This window comes from Pseudoalteromonas sp. CST2 (assembly GCF_028599385.1).
Taxonomy (GTDB): domain Bacteria; phylum Pseudomonadota; class Gammaproteobacteria; order Enterobacterales; family Alteromonadaceae; genus Pseudoalteromonas; species Pseudoalteromonas atlantica.
Genome location: NZ_JAQREO010000008.1, coordinates 144,290 through 160,756, shown reverse-complemented (window position 1 = coordinate 160,756; position 16,467 = coordinate 144,290). Strand labels below are relative to the sequence as shown.

The window sequence follows — 16,467 nt, the reverse complement described above, 5'->3', positions numbered from 1 at the left end:
GAATATGTTGTTGCATGCATTACAATAAAACACTGCTGCAACTATTTTTAAGCATTAAATACAAAAATTAAAGGGGTAATTTAATCTGTTGAGCCAATAATCAGCTCTTAGGTGAGCTTGGCAATATACAGGCGTAATTGAATCATTATCATATTGGTAAATCTGTGTTTTCAAACACTTCTGTTTTGAGTTACCCTACAAAAATATTATTACTTTTTATTGCAGCCGTTATGCACTCACCGTTTAAAACTATTGGCCTTATAGGTAAACCAAACCATCCTAAAGCTGCGGCTACGTTACAGCGTTTACATACTTTTTTATCGGCTCTTGGCTTTACCGTGATTGTAGAAAAGCGCACCGGTGGGCAGTTATCGGATGTCCCTGATACTCATCAAGTTGACCTTGTTAGCTTAGGCGAGCAAGCCGACCTTGCTATTGTTGTAGGGGGTGATGGCAATATGCTTGGTGCTGCACGCGTACTGGCACGCTTTGATGTAGCTGTAATAGGCGTAAATAGAGGTAATTTAGGGTTTTTAACCGACTTAAATCCAGAGGGCTTTGAAGGTAGCCTAGAGCAAGTGTTAAGCGGCGAATATTTAGAAGAAAAACGCTTTTTGCTCGAGGTAGAAGTATATCGCCATAACGAACTTAAAAGTGCGAATTCAGCCGTTAACGAAGCGGTGCTACATGCCGACAAAGTTGCCCACATGATTGAGTTTGAAGCATTTATTAATAATGACTTTGTGTTTTCTCAGCGCTCTGATGGCTTAATTGTATCAACCCCTACCGGCTCTACAGCTTATTCTTTATCGGGTGGCGGGCCCATTTTAACACCTGAGCTTAATGCAATTTCGTTAGTGCCTATGTTTCCGCATACATTATCAAGCAGACCCTTAGTGGTTGATGCCGATAACGAGGTACGCTTAAAGTTAAGCCTTGAGAACACCGACAGCTTACAAGTCAGTTGCGACAGCCATGTAGTGCTTGCCGTTTTACCCGGCGATGAAGTGGTTATTAAAAAAGCCGACAGAAAACTGCGCTTAATTCACCCAAAAAACTACTCTTACTACAACGTTTTACGTACTAAACTTAATTGGGGCAGCCGTTTATACTAATTTTATTGCCAAGCGTAGTGCTTTAGCGCAAAATACAACACAAATAAAAATTAATCAAACTAGGAATATCTAGCAATGACTTATGTTGTTATCTTTGCTTTGTTATTACTTATCACTTTGCTTGGCGCTTATATTAGAGTTGAAAACAATAGAAAAAAAGCGTTAGAAGCCAAGAAAAAACAATTTAACGAACGTGTTGCCCAAGTAAACACTCGCCTTAAAACCAAGCTAAACAATTTATTAGAAGCCAAAATAATAAGACCTAAGTATGTAGCGCAAATTCAGGCAATTGTGGCCAATTTTTTTGTGGTTCAGCCCCATACAGATGAAAACCTACAACATTTAGAAGATATTAGCGACAGCTTAGTGAGCACGCTTTCGATTGAGTTTCAAAAAGCACTGCAAAGTGAAAACGCCCAAGCGCTTCAAGATAATATACAGTACTTTGTGAGTGAGTTACCCCAGCAAGGCATACTATATAATAAAGCGTTTTATCACGAAATTTTACCCTCATTGATTGTACAAATTAAAACTGACACACCTGTAAACCCAAGCGAAAGCCTTGAAAATACTGACGAAACCCCTTCTGATGAAAGTACTGACTCTGATAGTCAGTTTTCTCAAAATGCGAGCGTTGCTTAAAAAGTAAAAAATTAATTTGCAAAAAACCTAAACACTGTATAAATTAACAGTTAATTCACTGGATGGATGAACAGTATGTTAATTGGTTTAGAAATTAAAAATTTTGCAATTGTAAGTAACTTAAGCACTGAGTGGCATAACGGCATGACGGCGATCACGGGTGAAACCGGCGCGGGTAAATCGATTGCCATTGATGCACTTTCACTGTGTTTAGGCGAGCGCGCTGAAGCGTCGGCGGTTCGCCCTGGCACAGATAAAGCAGAAGTGTGCGCACAATTTGATTTAACTGCCCTTCCTCTTGCTAAAGCATTTTTAGAACAACACATGCTAACGAGTAACGACAACGAATGCCTACTTAGACGCGTTGTATGTAAAAATGGCCGTAGCAAAAGCTATATTAATGGCAGCGCTGTTACAGCAGCTCAACTTAAAGAGCTGGGACAGTATTTAATTTCTATACACGGACAGCACGCTCATCAACACCTTTTAAAAGCTGAACACCAGCTGCAACTGCTTGACGCCTACGCAGGCCACAACCAGCTTGTAAAAGCGGTTAGCCAAAGCTTTAAATTATATGCAAACCTGCAAAAAGAATTTAAACAGCTTGAGCAACAGCAATTACAACAAGCCGCTCAAAAACAATTACTCGAATACCAAGTTGCCGAATTAGATGAGTTTGCCTTACAAGACGGCGAGTTTGAACAGATAGAAGCCGAACATTACAAGCTAAGTAATAGCCAAACCATTTTAGAAGCCTGCCAGCGCGAACTTCAACATTTATATGAAAGTGATGAGCAAAATGCCTGTTCAATGCTGCAACACAGCGCTCAGCAATTTGCCGAGCTTGCAAATTATGACGAAAGCTTAGCAAGTGTAGCTGCATTATTAGATGAAGCCGCAGTGCAAGTTGAAGAAGCAAGCAGAGAAGTAAGAAACTACGCAGAGCAAGCCGACTTAGACCCTGCTAGATTAACAGAAGTAGAAGCGCGCTTAAGTGGCGCGATGGACTTAGCCCGTAAGCATCATATAAAGCCTCAAGAGCTGGTTGAGTTTCATCAAGGTTTAACACAAGAGCTAGAATCAATTAGTAACAATAGCTCTCGTTTGGCGCAATTAGACGATGAAATAACTAATGCGCTAAGTGCATACCAGCACGCCAGTGATCAGCTAAGCGAAAGTCGCCATAAATATGCTAATACATTAAATCAATTAATTAGTGAAAGCATGGCTAATTTATCGATGGAAAATGGGGTCTTTGAAATTCAGCTTACCCAAGAAGCTGAGCGCCAACCCAATGCATTAGGTTTTGATAGCGTCTCGTTTTTAGTCTCTACTAATCCTGGGCAGCCATTACAACCTTTAGCTAAAGTTGCCTCGGGTGGTGAGCTGTCGCGTATTAGCCTTGCCATACAGGTGATCATTGCCCAAAAAGTGACAACGCCAACGCTTATTTTTGACGAAGTGGATGTAGGTATATCGGGTCCTACCGCCTCCTCTGTAGGGAAGTTACTACGCCAACTAGGAAAATCAACACAGGTTATTTGTGTAACCCATTTACCCCAGGTTGCAAGTAGTGCGCATCAGCAGTTTTTTGTAGCAAAAGAAATAGCACAAGGCGAAACCTTTACTCAAATGCTCAGCCTAAATAAAGACGGCCGTATTAATGAAATTGCACGCTTACTTGGCGGCGATAATATAAGTAAAACCGCTAAAGCAAATGCTAAAGAGCTTATTATGGCGCACGCCTAAGATATACTTTTGCTACAACAGTGGAGAGACGTTTTAAATGCAAAGCATGCTGATAAATTTTTGCCATGTTACTGGGTGGCTACTTGTTGTTTTAAGCTTTTTACTTATCGGGTTTAGTAAGTTTAAGCACGCAGAATTTAAGCTAAAACTCTTTAGCTTTTTAAAACTTATATTGGTTTATCAAGTAACGGTGAGTGTTTGGCAGTGGTTTATTATTGGCAACATAGTGGCTAATAATCAATGGTTACTTTTATTAGCACAGATACTGTGCAGTGCAATGTGCTATTTAAGTTTACAGCGGCGAAAAAGTAAAAGCCGCCCCAACCTTGATAGTTTTTCTATGGATTAACTAACACAAGCGTTAAGAGCAAGTTCTATTTTTACCTTGCTCTTTTGCTTTGTATAATCGCTCGTCGGCCAGCTTTATGTCTTGAGCTATGGTTGTATCTAACTGGCTTTGCACAAGCCCCATACTTATAGTTAATACCACCGATTTTCCATTCATGCGCACTGGATTTTTTTGTAATTCTGCATGAATTTTTTCTGCAATACTTTGCCCCTGATCTTTGTCGCTGTTTGGTAGTGCAATTAAAAACTCTTCACCGCCCCACCGAGAAGCAATACCTTGCTTTGGCATGCTCTTTTTTAAAATATTGGCAAGTTGGGTTAACGCTTCATCACCAAAGTCGTGGCCGTAGTTATCATTAATGTTTTTGAAATTATCAACATCAGCTAGCAAAATTACATACGGCTGCTTAGTTTTTTTATGATGATGTTTAAGCTCAGCAAGTTCTTTCATCATAAAACGTCTGTTAGGTAAATCAGTTAAATGATCTATTGTGGCAAGGCGCTCATTTTTTTGACTCAGCGCGACTATTTTTTCATTGTATTTTTCGCGTGAGCGCTCATAAAAACCACTTAATAAAGCAACAATAATAAAAGAAATGACCACCCTTAGTGGAAGTGCTTCAGGCTGATAATCATAAATATTAAAGTTATCTGTAATAATAAAGCCGGCGATCACGGCAAATAAAAAAGCAACAATATCAAATGTTCCTTTTTTTAGGCCTCTAATAGAGTAAGTCACCGGTGATACAATAAATATCCAAATTGGCCCAGTACCTTCAGCTCCGCCCGAGATCACTAAATACAGCATTAAACAGTAAAGGTTATATAAAATGGTGGTCGCTGATTTTTCGACTGCGCGGTAAAGGCTAAAAGCCCACGCATAAAAACCAGCTGAAACTAGCAGCATAATACCAAGCACTACATCAGCATTAGACAATGCATTACACGCCATAGCGAAGGTAGCTATAAATCCGATGGTCGAAAAAAAGCGAACAATTAGCTTTCTTTCTCTGTTGTCTGAGTATGCATTCATATTATTATTTTTTATTTGCAAGCGAGCTTTAAAAGCTCATTTTCCGAGGATTTAAAAAAGAAGTTAGCAGCAAGTTTGTACTGAAATAGTACTTTAAGCAAGATTTACACGTTAATTATTGGTTAATGACAACTTTTTAATACTTTTTAATTTGAAAAAAGCAAAAAAAAGCAAGCCAGTTAGCTTGCCTTTATTATATTTAAAACTTAACGAGATAATTAAACCTCTAAATAATCCATAATACCTTCAGCAGCGTTACGCCCTTCAAAAATAGCCGTTACCACTAAATCAGAGCCTCGCACTATATCGCCACCTGCAAATATTTTCGGATTAGTTGTTTGATGAGTAAATTCACCTTGCTCTGGTGCGTTAATGCCGCCCCAGTGGTTAATTTCTACATCATACTTTTCTAACCAGTCCATTTTGTGTGGTTTAAAGCCAAACGCCATAATAACCTGGTCTGCCTCAAGTACGTGCTCAGAGCCTGGTACAACTTCCGCTCGGCTACGGCCGTTTTCATCAGGCTCACCCAGTTGTGTTTTAACCATTTTAACGCCTGCAACATGGCCATTATCATCAAGTACAATACCCGTTGGCTGTACATTAAAGGTAAAGTTTACACCTTCTTCTTTAGCGTTTTTAACTTCACGCTTAGAGCCTGGCATATTTTCTTCATCACGACGATAAGCACAAGTTACTTTAGCTGCATTTTGGCGAATAGACGTTCGCACACAGTCCATCGCGGTATCACCACCGCCAAGTACCACAACCTTTTGATTGGCCATATCAATGCACGCTTGGTTTTTTTCATCGTAACCCATAACGCGATTTGTGTTACCAATTAAAAATGGCAGTGCGTCGTGTACGCCTGGCGCGTCTTCGTTTTCAAGACCAGCACGCATACTCTGATACGTACCTACACCTAAAAATACCGCGTCGTAGTCAGCTAAAATTTCGTCCATAGTGATATCTACACCCACTTCAACGTTTAGCTTAAATTCCACACCCATTTCGGTGAAAATTTCACGGCGCTTTTGCATTACTTCTTTTTCAAGTTTAAAAGAAGGGATACCAAAAGTAAGTAATCCGCCAATTTCTGGGTGACGGTCAAAAACCACTGGCTTTACACCGTTACGTACTAAAATATCTGCACACCCTAAACCAGCCGGACCCGCACCAATAATAGCCACTTTTTTATCCGTCCATGTCACGTATGACATGTCTGGTTTCCAGCCCATTTTAAATGCGGTATCGGTAATGTATTTTTCAATATTACCTATCGTTACTGCGCCAAACTCTTCATCAAGCGTACATGAACCTTCACACAGTCTGTCTTGTGGACATACGCGTCCACACACTTCAGGTAAACTGTTTGTTCGATGAGAAAGCTCAGCCGCTTCTAAAATACGGCCAGTTCTAATTAGTTTTAACCACTGTGGAATGTAGTTATGCACTGGGCATTTCCATTCACAGTAAGGGTTACCACAATCTAAACAACGGTCAGCTTGTGAATTTACCTGATTCTCAGAAAAGGGTTCGTAAATTTCCACGAAAGATTTTTTACGCGACGAGATTGGTTTTTTGCGCGGATCAACACGCTGCACGTCTATAAATTGATATACATTTTCGCTCATACTGCCCCCTTATTGCGCTTGAACACGAAGTTCTGCGCTACTGCGAGCGCGGTGCCCGAGTAAACTTTTTACATCACTTGATTTTGGTTTAACTAGTTTGAACATAGGTAAGTACAGTTCAAAATTAGCTAAAATGGTTTCTGCTCGACATGAACCCGTTAGCTCTAAATGCTCGGCAATTAGGCCACGCAGATGCTCTTGGTGCGAACTTAAATCATCAAGTGTTACTACTTCTACAAGCTCTGGATTAATGCGTTTTTCAAAGTCACTTCGCTCATCTAAAATATAAGCAAAACCACCTGTCATACCCGCACCAAAGTTAACGCCTACATTACCTAGCACACATACAACGCCGCCAGTCATGTATTCACAGCCGTTATCACCTACGCCTTCAACAACGGCTTGCACGCCAGAGTTACGCACTGCAAAACGCTCACCAGCACAGCCTGCGGCAAATAACTTACCACCTGTAGCACCGTACAAACATGTGTTACCAGCAATAGTCGCTTTATGACTTTCAAACGATGATCCCAGTGGTGGGCGTATAACAAGCTTACCACCAGCCATGCCTTTACCCACGTAGTCGTTTGCATCGCCAATAAGGGTCATTTCAAGGCCACCGGCATTCCAAACACCAAATGATTGCCCTGCTGTACCATGTAGCTCAATAGATACTGGATCTGCTGCCATACCTTGATTGCCGTGCTTAGAGGCTATGTAACCCGACAGCATTGCGCCCACTGAACGGTCTGTATTACATATGCGGCTCACGAGCGAAATACCCGATGAGGTATCAATCGCTTGTTGCGCTTTACCTAGTAACGTTTCGTTAAGTTCACCTAAATAGTGCGAGCTATTTGGTGCGCTACAAAATAAGGTTTCGCCCGTTGGGTTATTTGGCTGAGCAATTACAGACGATAAATCTATTTTCTTTTGCTTCGCTGTTTTACCTTCAATCGCTTCTAATAAGTCTAAACGGCCAATTAAGTCAGTTAGATTAGCAATACCTAAGCTTGCCATAATTTCACGTGCTTCTTGGGCTATAAACTTAAAGTAGTTCATCGCCATTTCTGGTAAGCCGTGGTAATGCTTTTGACGAAGTGTTTCATCTTGCGTTGCAACACCGGTCGCACAGTTATTTAAATGACAAATACGTAAGTATTTACAACCCAGCGCCACCATTGGGCCCGTACCAAAGCCAAAGCTCTCTGCACCTAAAATAGCGGCTTTAATGATATCTAAACCTGTTTTTAAACCACCATCTGTTTGCAGGCGAATACGGTGACGAAGACCATTTTCAACAAGCGCTTGCTGAGTTTCTGCAAGGCCAAGCTCCCACGGGCTACCCGCGTATTTAACTGACGTTAATGGGCTTGCACCGGTACCACCATCGTAACCTGAGATAGTAATTAAGTCGGCGTAGGCTTTAGCTACACCTGTGGCAATTGTGCCTACACCCGGCTCAGATACTAACTTCACCGATATCATCGCTTCTGGGTTTACTTGTTTTAAATCGAATATTAGCTGGGCTAAATCTTCAATTGAGTAAATATCGTGATGCGGTGGTGGTGAAATTAATGTTACACCGGGTACCGAATAACGAAGTTTTGCAATATACGGCGTTACTTTTTCACCTGGTAATTGCCCGCCTTCGCCAGGTTTAGCACCCTGCGCCACTTTAATTTGAATTACATCCGCATTACGAAGGTAGTGCGGCGTTACACCGAAACGACCCGAGGCAACTTGTTTAATACGTGAGTTTTTCTCGGTGTTGTAGCGCAACTTATCTTCACCGCCTTCACCTGAATTTGAACACCCGCCTAAGCTGTTCATTGCAATGGCAAGCGCTTCATGCGCCTCTGGAGAAAGTGCACCAATACTCATAGCTGCAGAGTCAAAGCGCTGGTATAAAAATTCAGCCGGCTCAACATCATCAATGCTAATGCCTTTTTCAGGTAATTTAAGCGCTAACATATCGCGCAGCGTTGCAATAGGACGGTTATTAACTAAATCAGCATAGGCTGCGTAGTCTTTATAATCGCCTGAACGTACGGCCTTTTGTAGCGTTTGAATAACATCTGGGTTGTAAGCGTGGTATTCACCACCGTGAACGTATTTTAATAAACCGCCATGGCTCAGTAATTTACGCTTACTAAAAGCAAGTTTATGTAGCTTTTGCTGATCAATATCAAAATCGCTAAAACAGGCGCCTTTAATACGACTTGCCACACCTTTAAAGCACATGTCTACCATAGCATCAGATAGACCAACCGCTTCAAAAAGCATTGAACAACGGTACGATGCAATTGTGCTTATGCCCATTTTAGACATAATTTTGTACAAGCCCTTATTAATGGCTTTTCGGTACGAAAGCGTCACTTCGCAGTACGATTTATCAATCACTTTACTGTCGCTCATCGCAACCAGTGACTCGTATGCAAGGTATGGGTAAATTGCGGTTGCACCAAAACCAAGTAATACGGCAAATTGGTGTGCATCGCGTACGCTACCCGTTTCAATAATAATATTAGACTCACAACGTAAGTTATTATCTACTAAACGTTTTTGTACAGCACCTACCGCCATAGCAGCAGGAATTGGTAATTGAGTTTCGCTGAAGTTACGGTCAGATAAAATAAGCATTACACAGCCGGCTGCTGCTTTTTCTTGTGCAGCGTCGCAAATACGTGCAACCGCTTTTTCTAAACCTTCCTCTGCTGTGTATGTAATATCAATTTTACAGTAGCTGTAATGCTCGTCATCGGCATTTAGTAGCTGCTGCATGTCTGCATACATTAAAATTGGCGTATCAAACTGTAGGCGCTTAGCGTGGCCTGTGGTTTCATTAAATACGTTTTGCTCACTACCAATACACGTTGCCAGTGACATTACGTGGTTTTCACGCAGCGGGTCGATTGGCGGGTTAGTCACTTGTGCAAACTTTTGGCGGAAGTAATCGTACAGTGAACGATGCCCTTCGCTAAGTACTGCAAATGGCGTGTCATCACCCATAGAGCCAGTTGCTTCTTGGCCGTTTTCACCCATTACGCGAATAACACTATCGAGCTCTTCGTTAGTGTAACCAAACATTTTTTGGTATTTAACAAGTGTTTCGTCATCAAATGAGCGATTACCCGCATCTTGCTCGGTAAGCTCTTCAAACGGGGTTAAACGTTTAACGTTTTCTTCAAGCCATGACTTATAAGGATGACGCGATTTTAAATCTTGGTCGATTTCGTCTGAGTGCCAAATTTTGCCTAATTTAGTATCAATTACTAACAGCTCACCTGGTCCTACACGGCCTTTTTCAACCACTTCATCTGCAGTGTAATCCCAAATCCCTACCTCAGAGGCAAGTGTAATAAAGCCATCTTGAGTAATAACATAGCGCGCTGGACGCAGGCCATTTCTGTCAAGGTTACAGGCTGCAAAACGCCCATCAGACATAACAATGCCCGCAGGGCCATCCCACGGCTCCATGTGCATAGAGTTAAAGTCGTAAAATGCGCGTAAGTCATCATCCATAGCACGGTTTTTCTGCCATGCAGGTGGCACAAGCATACGCATAGCACGGAATAAATCCATGCCACCCGCTAAAAACAGCTCCAGCATGTTATCTAAGCTTGAAGAGTCAGAGCCAGTTTCGTTTACAAACGGCGCTGCACTTTGTAAATCAGGAATAAGTGGCGATGAAAACTTATACGAACGTGCACGAGCCCATTGGCGGTTACCTTCAATGGTATTAATTTCACCATTATGCGCTAAATACCTAAATGGTTGTGCTAAAGGCCAACGTGGCTGGGTATTAGTAGAAAAACGCTGATGGAATACACAAATAGCGCTGGTCATACGAATATCAGCTAAGTCTAAATAAAAGTTAGGCAAATCTGCAGGCATCATAAGGCCTTTATAGATAGTCACTAACCCCGATAAACTCGCAATATAAAACGACTCATCCTCTGCTAAACGCTTTTCTGCACGGCGACGTGCTACGTATAAACGTCGCTCTAAATCTTTAGAGCGCCATCCTTCAGGCGCACTAACAAAAATTTGCTCAAAACCAGGTAATTGCTGTGTAGCAATTGGCCCTAGCATTGAAGGGTCAGTAGGCACTTCACGCCAACCGAGTATTTTAAGTGTTTCTTGTTCTAATTCTTCACATAAAACCTGTTTTGCAGCTTGTGCTAAAACGGGATCTGAATTTAAGAAAACCATGCCTACGGCGTAATTTTTACCTAAGTGCCAATTATGCTCACTCGCAATAGCACGGAAAAAACTGTCAGGTTTTTGTAGTAATAAACCACAGCCGTCACCTGTTTTACCATCGGCAGAAATACCACCGCGGTGCTGCATGCGATCAAGTCCAGTAATAGCTGTACGAATAAGCCGATGACTAGCTTGACCATTTACTTGGGCTATTAAGCCAAAGCCACAATTATCTTTTTCTAATGTTGAGTCGTATAACATAGACCCCTCCCTTGCTGCACTGTTAACGTGAATGAACTGCTCGACGATTTGCTAACAGACGCACAAAACTAGCCTCTATAGTAAATAGAGTCAATATTATTTTGAATACATATTCACATTCTTGAATATTTCTCACTTCAAGGCAAGATTTCTTTTTCACCCATAAGTTTTAACATTTAGCGCTTATTTGCGCGTTATTTTTTCATGACACTGGTGTCAATTTTAACACTTTGTAAAAACAAAGGCGTTAAAGCAATACCCTTTACGTAAACGTAAAGCACCAAACTAATGAATAAATATTCACTATTTTCCCACGGGTTCAGTTAACATTTAGATAGTTTAATGCGTTTTAAATAAATTAGAGGTTTAGGATCACGCTTTTTTAGCGTTCATTAGTATAGTTATTAATTGTGGTATCGTTTTTAGTGCAGATGTAGTGAATTTTTATTTAATGCCAATTCGCTTGATTGAGCGAACTATTGTAAGGCTGGAAAAACGTGTTGATAACTGGGCAAAAAACTCGCTATTTAGTTGTTCTAAAAAAGAATTATTTAACGCAGATAGCGACACGTTTAGCCCCGAAAAATGATTACGTCTTATTGCGCATTGATATAAAACTCATATTTTAATTAAAATTCGCGCTTATATTAAGTAGCTTTGTTGATTACTTATCCTGACTAGGTGCACCTAAACGAGGAGCAATGGCTGAGTTTGCTAACTATTGAGCACAGATTAATGGTTATAATCACCCACTGATGGGCTGTTCAAGAGATTAAGACGTAAGAAAGTTAATAGGCACAAAAAAGCCACGTAAAACGTGGCTTTAATAATCTAGCAAAGTAGCAATTACTCTGCGTCAGCTTCTTTATACTTAGCTGCAGTTTCAGTGATCAGTGGCTGTAATTCACCACGTTGAAACATTTCAATGATAATGTCACAACCACCTACTAATTCGCCCTCAACCCAAAGCTGTGGGAAAGTAGGCCAATTTGCGTATGCTGGTAACTCAGCGCGAATATCTGGATTAAGTAAAATATCAACATAGGCAAATGGTTCGCCACATGACATTAGAGCTTGTGACGCTTGTGAAGAAAAACCACAATTTGGTAATTTAGGCGACCCTTTCATGTAAAGGATAATTGGGTTTTCTGAAATCTGCTGTTTAATTTTATCAATGGTTTCCATCTACAACCTCAAAATGACGATAGCTTGATATACCTAGGGCTTGAAAATAAATCATTGTGGCCACAGATATATAACTTAAAATGGGCAAATAAAGCCGCAATTGAAATAGTCTTCAGCAATAGCATTGCTGTTTGCTTAAACTTGAGTAAAATACTCAACAATTATAGTAACACTATATTTTCGTTTGGTATAGGTAAGTGGTCTGTTCTATCAGGCATTACGTACTATCAAGCGAGTTATCAACCAAAAGAAGATGGAGATAAAAAAATGGCATTTGAACTACCGTCACTACCATATGCAATTGATGCACTTGAGCCTCATATTTCACAAGAAACTCTTGAGTATCACCACGGTAAGCACCACAACACTTACGTTGTTAAATTAAACGGTTTAATTCCAGGTACTGAATTTGAAAATAAATCTTTAGAAGAGATTGTTTGTTCATCTGAAGGTGGCGTATTTAACAACGCTGCACAAATTTGGAACCACACTTTCTACTGGAACTGTCTATCTCCAAATGGCGGCGGCGAGCCAACAGGTGCTATCGCTGACGCTATTAACGCTAAATGGGGCTCTTTTGACGCGTTTAAAGATGCATTAAACGACAAAGCGGTTAATAACTTTGGTTCTAGCTGGACATGGTTAGTTAAACTAGCTGACGGTTCATTAGATATCGTAAACACGTCTAACGCAGCAACGCCGCTTACAGACGAAGGTGTTACACCAATCCTAACTGTGGATTTATGGGAACACGCTTACTACATTGATTACCGTAACGTTCGTCCTGATTACCTTAAAGGTTTTTGGGCGCTTGTTAACTGGGAATTCGCGAACGCTAACTTCGCTTAATTAGCTATTATACGCTGATTTAAAAAGACGCCTCGGCGTCTTTTTTTATGCCTTTATAAAATTAAAACCGCCTTTATACGCGCGAAATTGCTAATTTAGCCACATGATCTTTTTTCACTTAAATTTTTAATTTTATTGCACAAAAATATCAATCTCTGACTAAACTTTAAAAAGTAAGCACCTTTTTAAAGCGGGTTTCGGAGGTTATTATGACTATTTTTGAGCACTACCAAGCACGATACGAAGCAGCACAAGAAGAAGAATACAGCATTAGCGAATTTCTAGAAATTTGTAAAAATGACAAATCAGCTTATGCCAGCGCCCCTGAGCGTTTACTTATGGCAATAGGCGAGCCGCAAATGGTTGATACTGCAACCGATGCACGTTTAAGCCGGTTATTTTCTAATAGAGTGGTTGCACGCTACCCTGCCTTTGCAGACTTTTACGGCATGGAAGATGCCATAGAACAAATTGTTTCCTACCTAAAGCATGCGGCTCAAGGCCTAGAAGAATGCAAACAAGTCCTTTATTTACTCGGCCCTGTTGGGGGAGGTAAATCTTCAATTGCAGAAAAACTAAAATATTTAATGCAACAAGTGCCTATCTATTCAATTAAAGGCTCTCCGGTAAACGATCACCCGCTCAGTTTGTTTGACCCAGTAGAAGATGCCAACGTTCTCGAAAAAGAATACGGTATTAAACCACGTTATTTAAAAACGATTATGTCGCCATGGGCTGGTAAACGATTAAAAGAATTTAACGGCGATATTAGCCAATTTAGAGTCGTCAAACGCTACCCCTCTATTTTAAATCAAATAGGTATAGCCAAAACCGAACCGGGTGATGAAAATAATCAAGATATTTCTGCATTGGTGGGCAAAGTAGATATTCGCCAGCTTGAGCACTTTGCTCAAAACGACCCCGATGCCTACGCTTACTCAGGCTCTTTATGTTTAGCCAACCAAGGTTTAATGGAGTTTGTAGAAATGTTTAAAGCCCCTATCAAGGTGCTGCATCCACTCCTTACCGCAACGCAAGAGGGTAACTACAACGGTACCGAAGGTATTAGCGCTCTGCCCTTTAACGGCATGATTTTAGCCCACTCAAATGAGTCAGAATGGCAAACATTCAAAAATAATAAAAACAATGAAGCGTTTTTAGATCGTGTTTACATTGTAAAGGTCCCTTATTGCCTGCGCGTGACCGAAGAAATAAAAATCTACGACAAACTTATTCAACATAGTGAACTTGCCAGTGCACCGTGTGCACCAGGTACGCTTAAAGCGTTAGCGCAATTTACTACCTTATCTCGATTAAAAGAGCCTGAAAACTCTAGTATTTACTCAAAAATGCGGGTCTATGATGGTGAAACCCTAAAAGATACCGACCCTAAAGCAAAGTCTTACCAGGAGTATCGTGATTACGCAGGGGTAGATGAAGGCATGACCGGCCTTTCAACTCGTTTTGCTTTTAAGATTTTGTCGCGCGTATTTAATTTTGATACCACCGAGGTTGCAGCTAATCCGGTACATTTATTTTATGTTTTGGAGCAACAAATAGAGCGTGAACAATTTAGCGCCGAAGTGGAAGAGCGCTATTTAAGTTTTTTAAAAGGCTATTTAATTCCGCAATATGTTGAGTTTATTGGTAAAGAACTACAAACCGCGTATTTAGAGTCATACTCTGAATATGGCCAAAATATTTTTGACCGCTATGTAATTTATGCTGATTTTTGGATACAAGATCAAGAATACAGAGACCCAGATACAGGACAGTTATTTGACCGCGCCTCGTTAAATGCAGAACTTGAAAAAATAGAAAAACCCGCCGGCATTTCTAATCCCAAAGATTTTAGGAACGAAATAGTTAACTTTGTATTACGTGCACGCGCTCACAATAATGGTAAAAACCCGTTATGGACAAGCTACGAAAAACTACGCACTGTGATTGAGAAAAAAATGTTCTCAAATACCGAAGATCTACTCCCTGTTATTTCCTTTAATACAAAAACCTCCGCTGAGGATCAACAAAAACACGAGGACTTTGTCAACCGCATGGTTGAAAAAGGCTACACGCAAAAACAAGTGCGTTTACTTTCTGAGTGGTATTTACGGGTTAGAAAATCGCAGTAACCTTCATGTAGTTTAGGGGGAACAGTATGGCGCATTTTATAGATAGACGCTTAAATGGTAAAAACAAAAGCACGCTTAATCGTCAGCGCTTTATTAGGCGCTATAAAAAGCAAATAAAAGAAGCAGTGTCTGATGCGGTTAATAAACGCAGCGTTACCGACTCAAGTTCAGGGGAGAGTATATCTATCCCGCAACGAGATATTAGCGAGCCCATTTTTCACCAAGGTAAAGGGGGCAACAGAGAACAAATTCACCCTGGTAACGATCAATTTTCAACAGGTGACAAAATTGAGCGCCCTAAAGGCGGCCAAGGTGGTGGCGCAGGCGATGGCGATGCAAGTGATTCAGGCGAAGGCCAAGATGACTTTGTGTTTTCTATTTCTAAAGATGAATACCTTGATTTACTCTTTGAAGACCTAGAGCTGCCCAACTTACAAGAAAACCAGCTAGATAAGCTTGTACAAATGAAAACTCATCGGGCTGGTTTTTGTAGCGATGGTATGCCCAGTAATATTGATATAGTACGCTCATTACAGGGCTCACTCGCCAGAAGAGTCGCCATGAGTGCGGGTAAAAAAAGACGCCTAGCAGAGCTTGAAGGTCAACTTGCGATGGAGCGTGAGCAAGCCGACAGCGACCAAGCCATTATTGCATTATTACAAGAGGAAATTGAGCAACTTAAACAGCAAATAAAAGCCGTACCATTTATTGATAATTACGACTTACGTTTTCGTAATTATGAAAAACGCCCCCACCCCACCAGCAAAGCCGTTATGTTTTGTATTATGGATGTATCAGGCTCAATGGATCAGGCCACAAAAGACATGGCAAAGCGTTTTTATATTTTGCTGTATCAATTTTTGACCCGAAGTTATAAAGACATTGAGGTGGTGTATATACGCCACCACACACAAGCTAAAGAGGTCGACGAACAAGAGTTTTTTTATTCTCAAGAAACTGGCGGCACTATTGTCTCCAGTGCCCTTAAATTAATGAACGAAATAATAAAAGAGCGCTATGATTCAGAGCAATGGAATATATACGCAGCGCAAGCATCTGATGGCGATAACTGGGCAGACGACACCCCACACTGCGGTGAAATATTACGCAATAAGCTACTTAATGCGGTACGCTACTTTGCTTATATAGAAATTACCACGCGTGCGCACCAAAGCTTATGGCGCGAATACCAAAACATCACCCAAACCCATAGCAACTTTGCAATACAACATATTCAAAGTGTTGAAGACATTTACCCTATGTTTAGGGAGCTATTTAAAAAAAATCGTCAACAACAAGGGGCTGCTTAGCCT

General features: G+C 40.8%; 12 protein-coding genes. 8 read left to right on the top strand and 4 right to left on the bottom strand.

The features are described from left to right. Window positions 1–230 precede the first annotated feature (230 nt). From nadK to PSH41_RS12350, 4 genes are all read left to right on the top strand, one after another. Window positions 231–1,115, top strand: coding sequence for an NAD(+) kinase (gene nadK / locus PSH41_RS12365; RefSeq protein ID WP_004588103.1), 885 nt, complete (start codon window positions 231–233; stop codon window positions 1,113–1,115). Between the two features lie 75 nt (window positions 1,116–1,190). After that, the gene (locus PSH41_RS12360; RefSeq protein ID WP_273589095.1) at window positions 1,191–1,757 is read left to right on the top strand and encodes a hypothetical protein; all 567 of its coding nucleotides are present in this window, start codon (window positions 1,191–1,193) and stop codon (window positions 1,755–1,757) included. Window positions 1,758–1,832: 75 nt separating this feature from the next. Next, on the top strand, window positions 1,833–3,506 hold the full coding sequence (recN, locus tag PSH41_RS12355) for a DNA repair protein RecN (protein ID WP_024033375.1): 1,674 nt from the start codon (window positions 1,833–1,835) through the stop codon (window positions 3,504–3,506). A gap of 37 nt (window positions 3,507–3,543) precedes the next feature. Next, window positions 3,544–3,855 carry a hypothetical protein gene (locus PSH41_RS12350; RefSeq protein WP_004588106.1) on the top strand — a complete coding sequence of 104 codons (312 nt, stop codon included), beginning with the start codon at window positions 3,544–3,546 and terminating at the stop codon, window positions 3,853–3,855. Window positions 3,856–3,867: 12 nt separating this feature from the next. On the opposite strand, the gene PSH41_RS12345 is transcribed toward PSH41_RS12350, so the two are convergent. The 3 genes from PSH41_RS12345 to gltB form a co-directional block, all read right to left on the bottom strand. Next, window positions 3,868–4,887 carry a GGDEF domain-containing protein gene (locus PSH41_RS12345; RefSeq protein WP_273589096.1) on the bottom strand — a complete coding sequence of 340 codons (1,020 nt, stop codon included), beginning with the start codon at window positions 4,885–4,887 and terminating at the stop codon, window positions 3,868–3,870. Window positions 4,888–5,105: 218 nt separating this feature from the next. Continuing rightward, window positions 5,106–6,521 carry an FAD-dependent oxidoreductase gene (locus PSH41_RS12340; protein ID WP_004588108.1) on the bottom strand — a complete coding sequence of 472 codons (1,416 nt, stop codon included), beginning with the start codon at window positions 6,519–6,521 and terminating at the stop codon, window positions 5,106–5,108. 9 nt (window positions 6,522–6,530) lie between these two features. After that, the gene (gene gltB / locus PSH41_RS12335; RefSeq protein WP_273589097.1) at window positions 6,531–10,988 is read right to left on the bottom strand and encodes a glutamate synthase large subunit; all 4,458 of its coding nucleotides are present in this window, start codon (window positions 10,986–10,988) and stop codon (window positions 6,531–6,533) included. Window positions 10,989–11,424: 436 nt separating this feature from the next. Between gltB and PSH41_RS12330 the strand changes: the two genes are divergently transcribed. Beyond that, window positions 11,425–11,577 (top strand): hypothetical protein, encoded by a 153-nt coding sequence (locus PSH41_RS12330; RefSeq protein WP_273589098.1) that lies wholly within the window; start codon window positions 11,425–11,427, stop codon window positions 11,575–11,577. A gap of 257 nt (window positions 11,578–11,834) precedes the next feature. On the opposite strand, the gene PSH41_RS12325 is transcribed toward PSH41_RS12330, so the two are convergent. Further along, entirely contained in the window at window positions 11,835–12,173 is a 339-nt protein-coding gene (locus tag PSH41_RS12325) for a Grx4 family monothiol glutaredoxin (protein WP_004588110.1), read from the bottom strand. 267 nt (window positions 12,174–12,440) lie between these two features. Here PSH41_RS12325 and PSH41_RS12320 point away from each other — a divergent pair, with 267 nt between their 5' ends. The 3 genes from PSH41_RS12320 (at window position 12,441) to PSH41_RS12310 (ending at window position 16,464) form a co-directional block, all read left to right on the top strand. Then, window positions 12,441–13,022: a Fe-Mn family superoxide dismutase gene (locus tag PSH41_RS12320; RefSeq protein WP_004588111.1), complete on the top strand. Its 582-nt coding sequence runs from the start codon at window positions 12,441–12,443 to the stop codon at window positions 13,020–13,022. A 209-nt stretch (window positions 13,023–13,231) separates the two neighbouring features. Beyond that, on the top strand, window positions 13,232–15,154 hold the full coding sequence (locus PSH41_RS12315) for a PrkA family serine protein kinase (RefSeq protein WP_004588112.1): 1,923 nt from the start codon (window positions 13,232–13,234) through the stop codon (window positions 15,152–15,154). 26 nt (window positions 15,155–15,180) lie between these two features. Beyond that, entirely contained in the window at window positions 15,181–16,464 is a 1,284-nt protein-coding gene (locus tag PSH41_RS12310; RefSeq protein ID WP_273589099.1) for a YeaH/YhbH family protein, read from the top strand. The last annotated feature ends 3 nt before the right edge of the window (window positions 16,465–16,467 follow it).